Source organism: Geodermatophilus sp. SYSU D00703 (genome assembly GCF_054050155.1).
In genome coordinates this window covers 131,774-147,013 of record NZ_JBJGYU010000010.1, presented here as the reverse complement: position 1 = coordinate 147,013, position 15,240 = coordinate 131,774, and the positions used below count along the sequence as shown (strand labels likewise).

Below are 15,240 nucleotides of genomic sequence, written 5' to 3'. Positions count from 1 at the left end.
CCTGCTCGAGCAGCGCGTCGATCAGCGCGTACGGGATGCCGCACAACCCGAACCCGCCCACCGCCAGCACCGCGCCGTCGGGCACGTCGGCCACCGCCTCAGCGGCGCTGCCCACCACCTTGTCCATCAGAACTCCCGTCGTCGTCGGTCAGGATCGTGCGGGGGAGGGCTCCTCGACCTCCGCCCGGGGCCGCTCGGTGACCAGGCGCGGCCGGGCGGCGTACAGCCCGGCCGCCGCCTGGCAGGCCAGGAGCACGAGCAGCAGCACCAGACTGGGACGCCAGGTGCCCGTCGCGTCGTGCAGCAGGCCGACGGCCAGGGGACCGGTCGCGGCCAGCAGGTAGCCCACGCTCTGTGCAGCCGCCGACAGCCGGCCGGTCTGCGCGACGTCCCGGGTGCGCACCAGGACCAGGGTCATCGCCAGCGGGAAGCACAGGCCCGTTCCGAAGCCGTAGAGCACCGCCCAGACGGCCGGCGCCGACGCCGGGGCGACGAGCAGGCCGACGAGCGCGACGAGGATCGGCGCGGTGCTGCCCAGCACCCACGGGACCTGGCTGGGCCGGCGGGCGGCCAGCGGGGGGACGACGAGCGCGCACGGGGCGCCGACGGCGGCCGCGAGGGCCAACAACCCGCCGGCACCGACCGCGGAGAGCCCGGCGTCGGACTCGAGCAGGTCGGCCAGCCAGGTGAGCATCGAGTAGAAGGTCAGCGACTGGAGACCGAAGAAGGCGGTGACCGCCAGCGCCACCCGGTCCCGCAGCACCGCCGCCACCGGCAGCCGGGCGGCCGCCGGCCCCGCCGCCCCCCGCCGGCGCAGCGCCAGCACGCCCACGGCCAGCGTGGCCACCAGCACCGGCACCAGCCACAACGCGAGGCCGCCGACCGCGCTGCCGGCGGCGTTGGCCAGCGGCTGGGCCAGCCCCGCGCCGAGGCTGGCCGACAGGGCCATGGACGCGGTCGTCGCACCGAGGACCGGAGCGCTGCGCGGGCCGTACTCGGCGCGCGCGGCCGCGGGCAGCAGGACGTTGACCACGGCGATCCCGCCGGTGAGCAGGACCGTGCCGGCGTAGAGCCCCCACGTGCCGGCCAGCCGCAGCGCGATGCCGACGGAGAGGACGACCGCCCCGGCCAGGACGGCGCGGTGGACGCCGAGCCGCGCGGCGAGCGCCGGTGCGGTGGGGGACACCAGGCCGAAGCAGACCAGCGGGAGCGCGGTGAGGACGGCGAGCGCGGACGTCGGCACGGACAGCTCGGCGCTGAGCTCGCCCAGCAGCGGGCCGACCGCGGCGAAGGGGGCACGCAGGCAGAGCGCGACGAGGACGAGCGCGGCGGCGGGCGCGAGCCAGACCCACCACCGGCGGGACCGGTGCGGTTGGGGGGGAGTCACGAGCGGTCGTGCCGGGTACGGAGCAGGTCGTGCTCGATGTTCCGGGCAGTCTCCAGCAGCGCGGGGACCAGGGTCCCCTCCAGCTGCTCCATCGACGTCCGGCTCGCGTGGACGGACACGTTGAGCGCTGCGACCACCTGACCGTCGGCGTTGCGGACGGGGGCCGCGGCCGAGCGGAGGCCGGCCTCCAGCTCCTGGTCGACGACCGCGTAGCCCTGCCGCCGCACCCGTTCCACCGCGGCGCGCAGCTCGACCGGATCGGTGATCGTCTGCTCGGTGAAGGCGGTGAACTCGGCCCGCTGCAGGTAGGCGGCGAGCTCGGCATGGGGGAGGCCGGCCAGCAGCACCCGGCCCATGGACGTCGGGTGCGCGGGGAACCGGGTGCCGACCGCGATGAGCACGGTCATGATCCGCTTGGTCGGGACGCGGGCGACGTAGACGATGTCGTCGCCGTCCAGCACCGACATCGAGGAGGACTCGTTCACCTGGGCGACGAAGGACTCCAGGTGCGGCTCGGCGACCTCGGGGAGGGTGAGCCCGGACAGGTAGGAGTAGCCGAGTTCCAGCACCCGCGGACGCAGCGAGAACTCCCGGCCGTCCATCCGCACGTAGCCCAGTTGCACGAGCGTGAGCAGGAAGCGCCGCGCCGCGGCCCGCGTCAGCCCGGTGGCGCGCGCGACCTCGGAGAGGCCGAGCCGGGGGTGGTCGGCGTCGAACGCCCGGATCACGGCCAGCCCGCGGTCGAGCGACTGCACGAACGTGCTGTCGCGGGCCGGCAGGACGGCGGGGTCCTGGGGCAGGTCGGCGATCTCCACGCGGTTCCTCCCGGGATCGGAGCGCCGGGATGCGCTCCGCGTCACATTGTGCGCAGAGTGAACGGGTGTTCGGCAAGGAGGGGCCACGAAGCATCACGGCGTGGTCACTTCCCGAAACTCAGGCTTGACGGTGAGCCGAGTCACCTGTTTCCGTGCTCAGGAAGAACAGTGGTTCGCAAGGCGAACACCTGCAGGGCCCCCAACCTGAACCTCCCGGGAGAGCGCCGATGCTCCGAACCCCAGCGGTCCGCGCGGCCGCGCGACCGCCGTCCGCCCTCCGCGGCCTGGCCTCCGCCGCGGCGGTGACGCGGTCGTGAGCGACACCGCGCCCGTCACCGTCTACGAGCCGGCCGCCGACAACCCCGACGCCGGCGCCGCGCCCAAGCCACCGGCCCGGCGTTCCGTCGGCAGCTCGCCGGTCCTGCTCGGCTCGATCGGCCTGATCGTCCTCGTCCTGCTCTTCGAGGTGCTGCCGCGCATCGGCGTCCTGCCCAACCAGTTCTTCCCGACCTCTTCGCAGATCGGGGCGGCGCTGATCGACCAGCTGGGCCAGCCGGACTTCTGGACCGCGCTGGGCGACACGCTGCAGGGCTGGGCCCTGGGCCTGGTCATCGCGGCGGTCGCCGGCGTGGTGCTGGGCATCGTGATCGGCAGCTCGCACTTCCTGCGCGAGTTCACGGCCTCGACCATCGAGTTCCTGCGGCCGATCCCGTCGGTCGCGCTGATCCCGCTGGCGGTGCTGCTGTTCGGCACCCAGATCGAGAGCAAGCTGCTGCTGGTCGTCTACGCGGCGTTCTGGCAGATGCTCATCCAGGTGCTCTACGGCGTGCAGGACGTCGACCCGGTCGCCCAGGACACCGCCCGCGCCTACCGCTTCGGCTTCGCCGCGCGGGTCCGCTACGTCACCTGGCCGACGGCGCTGCCCTACGTCATGACCGGCCTGCGGCTGTCGGCGTCGGTCGCGCTGATCCTGGCCGTGACCGCCGAGCTGGTCATCGGCAACCCGGGTCTGGGCAACCGGATCGCGGTCGCCCAGAGCAGCGGCGCGATCGCCGCCACCTACGCGCTGGTCGTCGTCACCGGCCTGGTCGGCGTCGCGGTCAACCTGGTGTTCCGGTTCGTCGAACGACGGGCGCTGAGCTGGCACCCGTCCCAGCGTGGAGAGGTGGCCCTCTGATGCGGGTCCTGCGACGGATCGGCTTCACCTTCGCCCTGCCGGTCCTGCTGTTCGCGTTGTGGTGGTTCACCTCGGCCAGCAGCACCGACTTCTACTTCCCGCCGCTGTCCCGGATCATCGACAGCCTGGTCGAGGAGTGGTTCGGCCCCCGGCTGGCCGACGACGTGGTGCCCAGCCTGCTGCGGCTGGCGGCCGGCTACGTCATCGCCGCAGTGGTCGGGATCACCCTCGGCGTGCTGATCGGCACCTACAAGCGGCTGCGCGACCTGCTCGAGCCGGTGCTGGAGTTCTTCCGCGCCATCCCGCCGCCGGTCATCGTCCCGATCCTCATGCTGATCTTCGGCATCGAGAACACGATGAAGATCGTCGTCATCGCGTTCGGCTGCATGTGGCCGATCCTGCTGAACACCGCCGAGGGCGTGCGGGCCGTCGACAGTGTGCTGTCCGACACCGCCCGGACCTACCGGATCAACGGCGCGGCCCGGCTGCGGCACCTGATCCTCCCGGCCGCCAGCCCGCAGATGGCCGCGGGCCTGCGCCAGGGCCTGTCGGTCGCGATCATCCTGATGGTGATCAGCGAGCTGTTCGCCGCCAGTGACGGCCTGGGCTTCGCGATCGTCCAGGCACAGCGGAGCTTCGCCATCCCGGAGATGTGGGCGGGCATGCTGATGCTCGGCCTGCTCGGCTTCCTGCTGTCCCTGCTGTTCCGCATCGTCGAGAGCCGGTGGCTGGCCTGGTACCACGGCCTGCGCCGCGCCCAGCGCGCCGGCTGACCGCACGGCCGCACCCCCGACACTCCTGACTCACCCAACGGAAGGCGCAACGCGATGCTCGAGGTCACCGGCCTCAAGAAGGTCTACGAGGGCAAGACGCGGACGGTGGAGGCCGTCCGCGACCTGACCTTCACCCTGGACAAGGGCGAGCTGGTCTGCCTGGTCGGCCCCTCCGGCTGCGGCAAGACGACCCTGCTCAAGTGCATGTCCGGCCTGCTGGAGCCCACGGCGGGCACGGTCATGCTGTCGGGCAAGAAGGTCGTCGGCCCGCCGCCGGGCATGGCGATCGTCTTCCAGGAGTACGGGCGCAGCCTGTTCCCCTGGATGACCGTGCGGCAGAACGTCGAGCTGCCGCTCAAGCAGAAGAAGGTGCCGTCGGCGCGCCGCCGGGAGCTGGTCGAGGAGTCCATCGCCGCGGTCGGGCTCAAGGAGGCGCACAGCGCCTACCCGTGGCAGCTCTCCGGCGGCATGCAGCAGCGCGTGGCCATCGCCCGCGCGATCGCCTACGAGCCGCAGGTGCTGCTCATGGACGAGCCGTTCGCCGCGGTCGACGCGCAGACCCGCGCCGACCTCGAGGACCTCATCCGCGACCTGTGGCACCGGTTCCAGGTGACCACGCTGTTCGTCACGCACGACATCGACGAGGCGGTCTACCTCGGGCAGCGGGTGCTCATCCTGTCCAACTCGCCGACGGTGATCCGCCAGGACCTCACCATCGACCTGCCCGACGAGCGCGACCAGCTGCACACCCGCTCCTCCCAGCGGTTCGCCGAGCTGCGCGCCCAGGTGTACTCGCAGATCCACCGGCCGAAGGAGGAGACCCCCAGCGGGGTCGAGACCCACGCCCCGGCCGTCATCGGCCAGCCCACGGCCTGACCGCGGCACGCCGGGCCCGGCACCCCGTCCCAGGGGTGCCGGGCCCGCGTCGTTCCCGGGTCGGGTCGACCGGGAGCGCGGGCAGCCGGGGTCGGCCGGACGGGAGAGCACTGTCGGGGAGGCCTCCCGGGCCGCAGGATCGCACCGTGCGGCGGGGTGGCGGCGCCGCGGGACCAGGGTCGGGCCAGCACCGGGGAGGACGCATGCGGGTGGCCATCGCGGGTGGCGGGATCGGCGGGCTGGCCGCGGCCGCGTTCCTGCACCGGGCGGGGATCGAGGTCTCGGTGCACGAGCAGGCCGGCCGGTACCGGGAGATCGGTGCGGGGCTGGTCGTGGCGCCCAACCTCATGCGCCTGCTGCGTCGGCTCGGCCTGTCGGACGGCCTCGAGGGGCGCGGCGTCCGGCTGGAGGTCGGCTGGGAGTTCCGCCGGTGGGCGGACGGCCGGGTGCTGTTCAGCCAGCGACTGACCGACTCGGCCGCGATGTACGGCGAGGACACGTGGGTGGTCCACCGCGCCGACCTGCTCGACCTGCTCCGCTCGGCGGTCCCTGCCGAGGCCCTGCACCTGGGGGCCCGCGTGGTCGGGGTGGAGCAGGACGACGAGTCGGCCCGCCTCCTGCCGGCGGGCGGCGCTCCCGTGGCGGCCGACGTCGTGGTGGCCGCGGACGGCATCCACTCCACCCTGCGCGGCACGGTGGCCCGGCCCGGGCCGCCGCGGTACTCCGGGATCTGCGCCTGGCGCTCGCTCGTCCCCGCCGAGGCCGCCCCCGAACTGGCCCGCCGGCCGGTGCAGACGCTGTGGCTGGGGCCGGGACACCACCTGGTGCACTACCCGGTGTCCGGTGGCCGGCTGGTCAACCTCGTGGCGTTCTCCCCGGCGGGGGACTTCGACGTCGAGTCGTGGGAGTCGCGCGGCCGGGTCGAGGACCTCGCGGCCGAGTTCGCCGGCTGGGACCCGCGGCTCGAGGCGCTGATCGCCGCCGCCGGGGAGGTGGGCCGCTGGGCCCTGCTGGACCGCGAGCCCATCCGGACCTGGACCGCTGGCCGGTTCGTGCTGCTCGGCGACGCCGCCCACCCCATGTTCCCGTTCTTCGCCCAGGGCGCCGCGCAGGCGGTGGAGGACGCCGCCGCGCTGGCGGTCTGCCTGGCCGATCCCGGGGCCTCCGTGCCCGAGGCCCTGGCCCGCTACGAGGCCGTGCGGGTCCCGCGGGCGACGCAGGTGCAGGAGGCCAGCCGCGGGCGGCAGGCCCACCACCACCTGCCCGACGGTCCGGAGCAGCGGGCGCGCGACGAGGCCTTCGCCGGCGACGACCCGCTGGCGCACAACGCCTGGCTGTACGGGTACGACGCCGAGGCCGCCGCTGGAGGCCGGCACGGGCACCAGCCGACCACGGGGGCCGAGGCCTGACCGCCCCCGCCTGGGCCGGCGAGCCCCCGCCGGCGCTGCACCACTGACGGGCCGCGGCACGAAGCCGCGGGCCGTCAGAGGGCGTCACCCGGCGATGACTCGCGCCGGGTTCCGCGCCCCGGTCCGCTCCTCGCTCGCCGGCGCTCGCTGCGATGCTCCCGGGGCTGTCACCCGGCGATCATCGCCTGGACGTCGAACTCCTCGCTGATGATCCCGTACTCCAGCATCAGGTCCGCCATCTCCTGCAGCTGCGCCTCGTCGACCTCGGCGTCCCACTGCGGCAGCGCGACCTGCTGCACGGTCTCGGCCGGCACCTGCGTGTAGGTGGGCACCAGCTCGACGAGCCGCTCGCGGTTGTCGGCCAGCTCGTCCATCGACGCGGCCATCGCCTCGCGGAAGGCCTCGACGACCTCGGGGTTCTCCTGCGCGTACTGCTCGGTGGTCAGCCAGCCGGCGACGGGCATGTCCTCGACCGGGCCGCTGAACAGCGGGAACAGCACCCGGTGGCCGGCCGCCAGGGCCGCGGCCTGGAACGGCTCGACCTGCCAGATGGCGTCGACGTCCCCGGCCTCCAGGGCCGCGGCCATGTCCGGGTAGGGCAGCTCCAGGAACTGCACCGCCGAGACGTCGACCCCGGCGTCCTCGAGGACCGCGTTGACCGCCACCGTGCCGATGTTCTGCAGGTTGTTGACCGCGACCCGCGCCCCGGCCAGGTCGGCGGGGGACTGGTACGACGAGTCGGCCGCGACCATGATCGCGTGGTCGTCGGCGCCCACGTCGTTGCCCGCGATGATGCGGACCGGCAGGCCCTGCTGGGCGGCCAGCAGGGCCGAGGTGTAGTTGCCGTAGGTGATGTCGTACTCCCCGGCGATCAGCGATGGGATGGCCTGCGCGCCACCGGCGGTCTGCTCGAGTGTGACGTCGAGCTGCTGCTCCTCGAACAGGCCGGTCTCGGCGGCGTTCACCGCGCTGGCGGTGTGCACCAGCGGGAAGTAGCCGACGGTGACCGCGGTGGTGCCGTCGGCGCCGCCGGAGGCCTCCTCGCCGCCCCCGTCGTCGTCGGAGCCGCAGGCGGCCAGCGCGAGCGTGACCGTGCACGCCAGGGCGAGGCCGGTGCGGGCGAGGCGGGAGCGGGGGCGTCGGTGGGGGGTGCGGACCCCGGGCGCAGGGGACAAGGAGGTCTCCTCTCGGTGCTCCGCGGGCCACCCCGGCCCGCGGACGTGACGCGGATCATGCGATCGGCGTCACAGCCGCACCCAGTGGTGTCTCGAAGAGTGAGAGTCAGCGCGAGAGGCCGGCCAGCGGCCCGGCGGAGAGCGTGCGGGTCACGCCCCGCGCCGCGGCCAGCAGGGCCGGCACCTGCGCCATCGCCCGGCCGTCGTTGGGCACGATCACCGACAGCGCCGCGACGACCTCCTGCAGCCCGTTGCGCACCGGCACCGCGACGCCGGCGGCGTCCGGGTGCACGTGCCCCGGCGTGACGACGAAGCCCTGCCGCCGGATCTCGGCCAGCGTGGTCCGCAGCCGCTCGGGCTCGCCGATCGTGTTCGACGTGGGCCGCTCCAGCGGGCGGGACAGGATGCGCTCCTGCGACTCCGCGGTGCCGTAGGCGAGCAGCACCAGGCCCGAGGAGGAGATGTGCAGCGGCAGCCGGCCGGCGATGCGCGAGTAGTTGACGACCGCGTCCCGCGCCGACAGCCGTTCGACGAACAGCACGTCGTCGCCGTCCCGGACGCCGAGCTGCGCGTGGTGGCCGACGACGGCGTGGAGGTCCTCGAGGTAGGGCATCGCCGCCTCGCGCAGGGAGACGGTCAACGAGGCCCGCGAGGCCAGCTCCCACATCCGGACGCCGACCCGGACCTGGCGGTCGGGACCGCGCTCGAGCAGCCCGTGGGTGACCAGCTCGGCGACCAGCCGGGACGCGGTGGCGACGTGCAGTCCGGTGCGGCGGGCGATCTCCGAGACCTGCAGCTCCTTGTCGTCCGCGGAGAAGGCGGCGAGGATCCGGACGGCGCGCGAGAGCACCGACTCGCCCGTCGTCACCCGCCCCACGGCCGGCAGTGTCTCATCTGCCGAGAGGCGCACCCCGGAACCGCAGGGCCTGGCCCGGGCGGAGCTGGCCGCACCGGTCGACGTCCTCGTCGGCGACGTAGGCGAGGACCGGGTAGCCGCCGGTCACCGGCGCGTCGGCGAGGAACAGCACCGGCAGCCCGGACGGCGGCACCTGCAGCGCGCCGCGGACCATGCCCTCGCTCGCCAGCTCCCCGGGACGCACCCGCTCCAGCGGCGGCCCGTCCAGCCGCAGGCCGATCCGGTTGCTCTCGTCGGTCACCGTCCATGCCGTGCCGGTGAGCGCGGGCAGCGCGGTGTCGGCGAACCAGTCCGCGCGCGGGCCGGGCAGCACCCGCACCGCCACCTCGCCGCCGGCCGGGTCGGCCACCGGCGCCAGGTCGACCCCCGGCGGCGGGTCGGCGGCGGTGCCGACGGGGAGCACGTCCCCGGCCGCGACGACGGGCGGACCGAGCCCGGAGAGCAGGTCGGTGGCGCGGCTGCCGAGCACCGGCTCGACGGCGATCCCGCCGCGGACGCCGACGTAGGTGCGCAGCCCGGCCGACGGCGGGCCGAGCCGCAGCTCCGCGCCGGCGGCCAGCCGGACCGGCGCGTTGTGGGCGGCCGCGCCCGCGCACCGGGCGCCGGTGGTCACCACGACCAGGTCGGCGTCCGCGCGCAGCACCAGCCCGCCGAGGGTCACCTCCAGCACCGCCGCGCCGGGGTCGTTCCCGAGCAGCCGGTTGGCCAGCGCGGCCGAGGCCCGGTCGCAGGCGCCGGAGCGGCCGATGCCCAGGGCGCCCTGCCCGGGCCGGCCGGCGTCCTGCACGGTGGTCAGCGGGCCGGGGGACAGCACGGTGAGCGTCCGGGTCACGTGGCCTCCTCGCTGGCGCTCGCCGGCCACGTGCCCAGGGGTGCTCTGCCTTCGCGTGACCTCGCGAGCTCGGTCACGGGGCCTCCTCGCTGGCGCTCGTCGGCCACGTGCCCAGGGGTGCCCTGCCTTCGCGGGACCTCGCGAGCTCGGTCACGTGACCTCCACGAACCGCACGCGCACGCCGGGCCGCAGCAGCGCGGCCGGGTCCCGCGACAGGTCGAAGACGGCGACGTCGGTGCGCCCGATGAGCTGCCAGCCGCCCGGGGACTCCCGCGGGTACACGCCGCTGAACTCCCCGGCCAGCCCGACCGACCCCGGCGGCACCTTCGTCCGCGGCGTTCCCCGCCGGGGGACGTGCCAGGGCTCGCCGTCGGGCGTGCAGTAGCCGAACCCCGGGGCGAACCCGCAGAAGGCGACCGTCCACTCCGTGCCGGTGTGCCGCCGGACGACCTCCTCCGTCGCGACGCCCAGGTGCGCGGCGACGTCGCCGAGGTCGGCGCCGTCGTAGACGACCGGCAGCTCCACGACCTCGCCGGCGCCGCGGCGGTCCGGGCGGGGCCGCGCGTCGCGCACCGCCTGCTCGACCGCGGCCGGCCGCGTCCGCGCCGGGTCGAAGACCAGCAGCACGGTGCGCGCCGCGGGGACGACGTCCACCACGCCCGGGACCGGCTCCTCGGTGAGGGCCGCGTACAGCGCGAGGACCTCGTCGAGCCCGTCGAGCTCCACCAGCAGCGCGGTCGAGCCGCTGGGCAGGACCCGCATCAGCCGGCGAACGGCGCCAGCTCGACACCGGCGTCGGTCAGGGCGGCCCGCACGTCCCGGGCGATCGCGACCGCGCCGGGGGTGTCGCCGTGCACGCAGATCGAGTCCGGGTCGATCCGCAGCGGGTTGCCCTCGACGTCGGCGATCGGCTCGCCGCGCGCCATGGCCAGGCACCGTGCGGCGATCTCGGCGGGGTCGTGCAGCACGGCGCCGGGGGAGCGGCGGGAGACCAGCGTCCCCTCGGGGGTGTAGGCCCGGTCGGCGAACGCCTCCCGGACGACGGTCAGCCCGGCCTCCTCGGCCAGCCGCAGCCACGCCGATCCGGGCAGCCCCAGCACCGGCAGCCCGCGGTCGTACGCCACGACGGCGCGGACCACCGCCGCGGCCTGCTCCTCGTGGCCGACGATCGCGTTGTACAGCGCTCCGTGCGGCTTGACGTAGCGCACCCGCGAGCCGGCGACCCGGGCGAAGGCCTCCAGCGCGCCGACCTGGTAGAGCACGTCGGCGGTGAGCTCGTCGGGCTCGACGTCCATGAACCGGCGGCCGAAGCCGGCCAGGTCGCGGTAGGAGACCTGCGCGCCGATCGCCACGCCGGCCTCCGCCGCCCGCGCGCAGACCCGCCGCATGATCGACGGGTCGCTCGCGTGGAAGCCGCAGGCGACGTTCGCGCTGGTCACGATGCCGAGCAGCGCGTCGTCGTCGCCGAGCTGCCACTGGCCGAAGCCCTCGCCGAGGTCGGAGTTGAGGTCCACGGGGCCCGTCCTCCTCAGCCGAACAGGTCGATGACCGGCCGGATGGAGTTGACCGCCAGGTAGAGGGTGAGCAGCCAGGCCAGCCACCCGACCACCAGGAGCCAGCGCGGGTAGCGGTAGCCGCCCAGCAGGTCGGCGCGCCGGGTGGCCACCCACAGCAGCACCGCGATCCCGATCGGCAGCAGCAGTCCGTTGAACGCCCCGGCGAAGACCAGCAGCGTGGTCGGCGCGGCGCCGATCAGGACGAAGGCCAGCGTCGTCACGGCGATGAACGCGACGACGAGCAGCGTGCGGGTGCGGTCGCTGGTCCGGGTCCGGGAGGTGACGAAGGAAATCGACGTGTAGGAGGCGCCGATGACGCTGGTGATCGACGCGGCCCACAGCACCACGCCGAAGGCCCGCAGCCCGAACTCGCCCGCGGCGACCTCGAAGGCGTTCGCCGCCTGGTTCTCCGTGCCCAGGTCGGCGCCACCGGCGACCACGCCGAGGATGGCGAGGAAGAGGACCACCCGCATGATCCCGGTGATGATGATCCCGGTGATCGAGCCGCGGGTGATGTCCCGGACGTGCTCCGGCCCGGTGACGTGCGAGTCGATCAGCCTGTGGGCTCCGGCGTAGACGATGTAGCCGCCGATCGTGCCGCCGACCAGCGTGGTGATCGCCAGGAAGGAGACCTGCCCGGGCAGGACGACGTTGCGCAGGGCCTGGCCGACCGGCGGGCCCGAGGTGATCGCGATCCACGCGGTGAGCCCGATCATCAGCAGGCCCAGGACGACGACGATGCGGTCGACGGCCACCCCGGCCCGCCGGCTGAGGAAGACGCCGATCGCGACGACCGCGGACAGCGCCCCGCCGATCTTCGGGTCGAGGCCGAACATCGCGTCGGTGCCCAGCCCCGCGCCGCTGACGTTGCCGATGTTGAACACCAGGCCGCCGACCACCAGCAGCACGGCCATGAACCAGCCGAGGCCGGGGACGACGAGGTTGCCCAGCTCCTGGGCCCGCCGGCCGGAGACGCCGATGACCCGCCACACGTTCAGCTGCAGCGCGATGTCGATGACGATCGACACCGCGATGGCGAAGGCGAACGCCGCGCCCAGCTGCACTGTGAAGGTCGTGGTCTGGGTGATGAAGCCCGGTCCGATGGCCGACGTGGCCATGAGGAACATCGCGCCGAGCAGCGTGGACCGGGTGCTCGCCGCCATGCGGCTCTCGGGTGCGGCGCCCGCAGGTACGGGGGTCTCCGGGCTGTGCGACACGGGCACCTCCCACACAGACGGCTGACCGGGACGCTAGAACCGCCCGGGCTCCCCGGCAACGCGAGGTGCGTCCCGTGACCCTCGGCAGCGGCGGTGGGCGGGCCGGCGGGGCACCATGGGTCGCATGACGCAGCAGACGGTCGCCCCGGTCGGCCCGGCCGAGGTCCGGGCGGCCTGCCGCAGCGGGTCCGCCGTCCACACGTCGGGGGTGGCGCCCGGCTACACGCAGGCCAACCTCGTCGTCCTGCCGCGGGACTGGGCCTACGACTTCCTGCTGTTCGCCCAGCGCAACCCGCGGCCGGTGCCGCTGCTCGACGTCACCGACGCCGGCTCGCCGCGCACGGTGCTCGCGCCGGACGCCGACCTGCGCACCGACCTGCCGCGCTACCGCGTGTGGCGGGACGGCGAGCTGGCCGACGAGCCGACCGACGTCCGCGACCTGTGGGACGACGACCTGGTCGCCTTCCTCATCGGGTGCAGCTTCAGCTTCGAGACCGCGCTGCTCGACGCCGGTGTGCCGGTGCGCAACATCGAGCAGGGCCGCAACGTGTCGATGTACCGCACCAACCGGGACTGCCGGCCCGCCGGGCGGCTGTCCGGCCCGCTGGTGGTCACGATGCGGCCGGTCCCCGGGGAGCTGGTGACCACCGCCGTCCAGGTCACCGCCCGGATGCCGGACGTGCACGGGGCGCCGGTGCACGTGGGGCCGCCCGAGTTGCTGGGCATCGCCGACCTCGGCCGCCCCGACTTCGGCGACCCGGTCGAGGCCGCCGAGGGCGACGTCCCGGTGTTCTGGGCCTGCGGGGTGACCCCGCAGGCGGCGCTCATGGCCTCCCGGCCGCCGTTCGCCATCACGCACGCGCCGGGGCACATGTTCGTCTCCGACGTGCCCGACGCCGCCTACCGCCTGCCCTGAGTCACCGGTCGGCGAACCGCTCCCGCAGGTCGGGCTTGCGGATCTTGCCGGTGGCGGTCTTGGGCAGCTCGTCGACGAACTGGACGTGCCGCGGGACCTTGAACCCGGCCAGCCGTTCCCGCAGCGCGGTGCGGATCGCCTCGGCGTCGTCCGGCGCACCCGGCGCCGGCACGACGATCGCGAGCCCCACCTCGCCCCACCGTTGGTCCGGGACGCCGATGACCGCGGCCTCGAGCACCTGCGGCAGCTCCAGCAGTGCGGACTCCACCTCGGCCGGGTACACGTTCTCGCCGCCGGAGATGATCATGTCCTTGTAGCGGTCGCGGACGTAGAGGAAGCCCTCGGCGTCGAGCGACCCGGCGTCCCCGGTGTGGTACCAGCCGTCGCGGAGCACGGCGGCGGTCTGCTCCGGGTCCTCCCAGTAGCCGGCCATGACGTTGGGCCCGGACACGACGACCTCGCCGACCTCGTCGACGCCGGCCTCGCTGCCGTCGGGGCGGAGCACCTTCACGTCGGTGAAGAACAGCGGCTTGCCGGCGGAGCCCACCTTGCGCTCGGCGTCGGCCGAGTCGAGGACCGTGCACCCGGGCGCGGCCTCCGTCATGCCGTAGGCCTGCTGCATGGTCACCCCGCGGTCCAGCCAGGTGCGCAGCGTCGGCAGCGGAACGGCGGCGCCGGCCGCGCCGATGGTGCGCAGCGCCGAGACGTCGCGGGTGGCGAACTCCGGCAGGCGCGCCATCGCGTCGAGCATCGTCGGGACGGCGAAGAACGAGTTGACCCGCTGCTCCTCGATCACCCGCAGGGTCTCGGCCGGGTCGAAGCGGCGGAGGACCACCGCGCACCCGCCGCGCAGCAGGGTGGGGTTGACCGTGCCGTTGAGCCCGCCGATGTGGAACAGCGGCGCGAGCGCCAGGGTCCGCTCCTCGGCGCCGAAGTCCATCCCCATCACCTGGTTGACCGCGTTCCAGGTCATGTTGCCGTGGTCGAGCACCGCGCCCTTGGGCCGGCCGGTGGTGCCCGACGTGTACATGACCAGGCACGGGTCGTCGAGGGTGACCGGCTCGTCGCGCGGCTCGGGCGCCGCCGCGGCCAGCAGCTCCTCGTAGGGGAGGGAGTCCGCGCCGCCGGCCACCGGCGGCTCGGCCGCGACCCAGACGCGGACGCCGGGGACCCGGGCGCGCAGCGCGTCGGCCAGCTCGCCGTGTTCGCGGCCGTGCACGACCACGGTGGAGCCGGAGTGCTCGAGCACGTACTGCGCCTCGGGCGCGGTCAGCCGGGCGTTGACCGGCACCCAGATGGCGCCCAGCTGGCCGCAGGCGTAGAGGGTCTCCAGCGCCGAGGGGTGGTTGGTGCCGGTCCAGGCGACCCGGTCCCCGCAACGCACGCCGAGGCCGGCCAGCGCGCCCGCGGTGCGGCGGACCCGCTCGGCGAACCCGGCGTGCGAGGTCGTCGTCCCCTCGAACCAGATCGCGTCCCGGCCGGGGGAGATGCGCAGCCGGCGCTCCGGCCAGGAGCCCAGGCCGGCGTTACGCACCCGGCCGCACCGCCCGGACGGCGTCCTCCGTCGTCACCGGCGGACGGACCTGGCCGTGCAGGTCCTGCTCGACGTGCGCGTGCACGTCGATGGCCACCAGGTGGTCGAGGTCCATGGCTGCTCCGTCGCAGAGGGGTGTGACGCACGACGCTAGGCCGCTATTGTGGAGGTCGTCAACGATGGAGGTCCTCATGGACGGCACCACCCTGACCGACGACGTCGGCTATCTGCTCTCGCGGGCCAGCGGGCTGCTCGTCCGGGCCACCAACGCCGCGCTGTCCGCGCACGGCCTGCGGGTGCGTTCCTACTCCGCCCTGCTGCTGGCCTGCGACTCGGCCGACGGCATGTCGCAGCGGGACCTGGCCGAGGCGCTGGGTCTGGACCCCAGCCAGGTGGTGCTCCTCGTCGACGAGCTCACCGAGGCCGGCCTGGTGGAGCGGCGCCCGTCGGAGAGCGACCGGCGGACCAAGCTGGTCGTCGCGACCCGGGCGGGCCGCGTGGTGCGGGAGCGGGCGGCGCGGGCGACCGCGGAGGCCCACGCGGGCCAGCTCGGCGTCCTCACCGAGGAGGAGCAGGACCGGCTGCGCGACCTCCTGGGCCGGCTGGTCGCCGGCCGCTCGGCGGCCGTCACCGGCTGACCGGCGAGGGGTACTTGCC

The 15,240-nt window shown here is 74.6% G+C and carries 17 protein-coding genes; 6 read left to right on the top strand and 11 right to left on the bottom strand.

Features of this window, described 5'->3' with window-relative positions:
- The 3 genes from ACI782_RS12670 to ACI782_RS12660 all read right to left on the bottom strand — a co-directional run.
- The coding region (locus ACI782_RS12670) for a CoA-transferase (RefSeq protein ID WP_456909656.1) at window positions 1-127 on the bottom strand (127 nt) is incomplete at its 3' end.
- A 21-nt stretch (window positions 128-148) separates the two neighbouring features.
- Window positions 149-1,387, bottom strand: coding sequence for an MFS transporter (locus ACI782_RS12665; RefSeq protein WP_456909648.1), 1,239 nt, complete (start codon window positions 1,385-1,387; stop codon window positions 149-151).
- Window positions 1,384-2,202 (bottom strand): IclR family transcriptional regulator domain-containing protein, encoded by an 819-nt coding sequence (locus ACI782_RS12660; RefSeq protein ID WP_456909646.1) that lies wholly within the window; start codon window positions 2,200-2,202, stop codon window positions 1,384-1,386. Before ACI782_RS12660 ends, ACI782_RS12665 begins: the two co-directional genes overlap by 4 nt.
- Window positions 2,203-2,515: 313 nt before the next feature.
- Between ACI782_RS12660 and ACI782_RS12655 the strand changes: the two genes are divergently transcribed.
- The 4 genes from ACI782_RS12655 (at window position 2,516) to ACI782_RS12640 (ending at window position 6,437) form a co-directional block, all read left to right on the top strand.
- Window positions 2,516-3,379, top strand: coding sequence for an ABC transporter permease (locus ACI782_RS12655; protein WP_456909644.1), 864 nt, complete (start codon window positions 2,516-2,518; stop codon window positions 3,377-3,379).
- Entirely contained in the window at window positions 3,379-4,152 is a 774-nt protein-coding gene (locus tag ACI782_RS12650) for an ABC transporter permease (RefSeq protein WP_456909642.1), read from the top strand. Before ACI782_RS12655 ends, ACI782_RS12650 begins: the two co-directional genes overlap by 1 nt.
- A gap of 54 nt (window positions 4,153-4,206) precedes the next feature.
- Entirely contained in the window at window positions 4,207-5,028 is an 822-nt protein-coding gene (locus tag ACI782_RS12645; RefSeq protein WP_456909640.1) for an ABC transporter ATP-binding protein, read from the top strand.
- 203 nt (window positions 5,029-5,231) lie between these two features.
- Window positions 5,232-6,437 carry an FAD-dependent monooxygenase gene (locus tag ACI782_RS12640; protein WP_456909638.1) on the top strand — a complete coding sequence of 402 codons (1,206 nt, stop codon included), beginning with the start codon at window positions 5,232-5,234 and terminating at the stop codon, window positions 6,435-6,437.
- A 167-nt stretch (window positions 6,438-6,604) separates the two neighbouring features.
- Here ACI782_RS12640 and ACI782_RS12635 read toward each other — a convergent pair whose 3' ends face one another.
- From ACI782_RS12635 to ACI782_RS12610, 6 genes are all read right to left on the bottom strand, one after another.
- Complete coding sequence (locus tag ACI782_RS12635; protein WP_456909636.1) at window positions 6,605-7,612, bottom strand: ABC transporter substrate-binding protein; 1,008 nt, start codon at window positions 7,610-7,612, stop codon at window positions 6,605-6,607.
- A gap of 106 nt (window positions 7,613-7,718) precedes the next feature.
- Window positions 7,719-8,489, bottom strand: a complete 771-nt coding sequence (locus ACI782_RS12630) for an IclR family transcriptional regulator (protein ID WP_456909634.1) — start codon at window positions 8,487-8,489, stop codon at window positions 7,719-7,721.
- A 13-nt stretch (window positions 8,490-8,502) separates the two neighbouring features.
- A complete protein-coding gene (locus tag ACI782_RS12625) occupies window positions 8,503-9,360 on the bottom strand; it encodes a 5-oxoprolinase subunit C family protein (RefSeq protein WP_456909632.1) in 858 nt (285 codons plus the stop codon).
- A 150-nt stretch (window positions 9,361-9,510) separates the two neighbouring features.
- The gene (locus tag ACI782_RS12620; RefSeq protein WP_456909630.1) at window positions 9,511-10,122 is read right to left on the bottom strand and encodes a 5-oxoprolinase subunit B family protein; all 612 of its coding nucleotides are present in this window, start codon (window positions 10,120-10,122) and stop codon (window positions 9,511-9,513) included.
- Window positions 10,122-10,874: a LamB/YcsF family protein gene (locus ACI782_RS12615; RefSeq protein ID WP_456909628.1), complete on the bottom strand. Its 753-nt coding sequence runs from the start codon at window positions 10,872-10,874 to the stop codon at window positions 10,122-10,124. Before ACI782_RS12615 ends, ACI782_RS12620 begins: the two co-directional genes overlap by 1 nt.
- 14 nt (window positions 10,875-10,888) lie before the next feature.
- The gene (locus ACI782_RS12610; protein WP_456909626.1) at window positions 10,889-12,079 is read right to left on the bottom strand and encodes an NRAMP family divalent metal transporter; all 1,191 of its coding nucleotides are present in this window, start codon (window positions 12,077-12,079) and stop codon (window positions 10,889-10,891) included.
- Window positions 12,080-12,257: 178 nt separating this feature from the next.
- On the opposite strand from ACI782_RS12610, the gene ACI782_RS12605 reads away from it, so the two are divergent.
- On the top strand, window positions 12,258-13,049 hold the full coding sequence (locus ACI782_RS12605; protein ID WP_456909624.1) for a putative hydro-lyase: 792 nt from the start codon (window positions 12,258-12,260) through the stop codon (window positions 13,047-13,049).
- 1 nt (window position 13,050) lies between these two features.
- On the opposite strand, the gene ACI782_RS12600 is transcribed toward ACI782_RS12605, so the two are convergent.
- Together ACI782_RS12600 and ACI782_RS12595 are read right to left on the bottom strand one after the other, a co-directional pair.
- Window positions 13,051-14,583: an acyl-CoA synthetase gene (locus tag ACI782_RS12600; protein WP_456909622.1), complete on the bottom strand. Its 1,533-nt coding sequence runs from the start codon at window positions 14,581-14,583 to the stop codon at window positions 13,051-13,053.
- On the bottom strand, window positions 14,576-14,698 hold the full coding sequence (locus ACI782_RS12595) for a hypothetical protein (RefSeq protein ID WP_456909620.1): 123 nt from the start codon (window positions 14,696-14,698) through the stop codon (window positions 14,576-14,578). Before ACI782_RS12595 ends, ACI782_RS12600 begins: the two co-directional genes overlap by 8 nt.
- Before the next feature lie 76 nt (window positions 14,699-14,774).
- On the opposite strand from ACI782_RS12595, the gene ACI782_RS12590 reads away from it, so the two are divergent.
- Window positions 14,775-15,221: a MarR family winged helix-turn-helix transcriptional regulator gene (locus ACI782_RS12590; protein ID WP_456909618.1), complete on the top strand. Its 447-nt coding sequence runs from the start codon at window positions 14,775-14,777 to the stop codon at window positions 15,219-15,221.
- The last annotated feature ends 19 nt before the right edge of the window (window positions 15,222-15,240 follow it).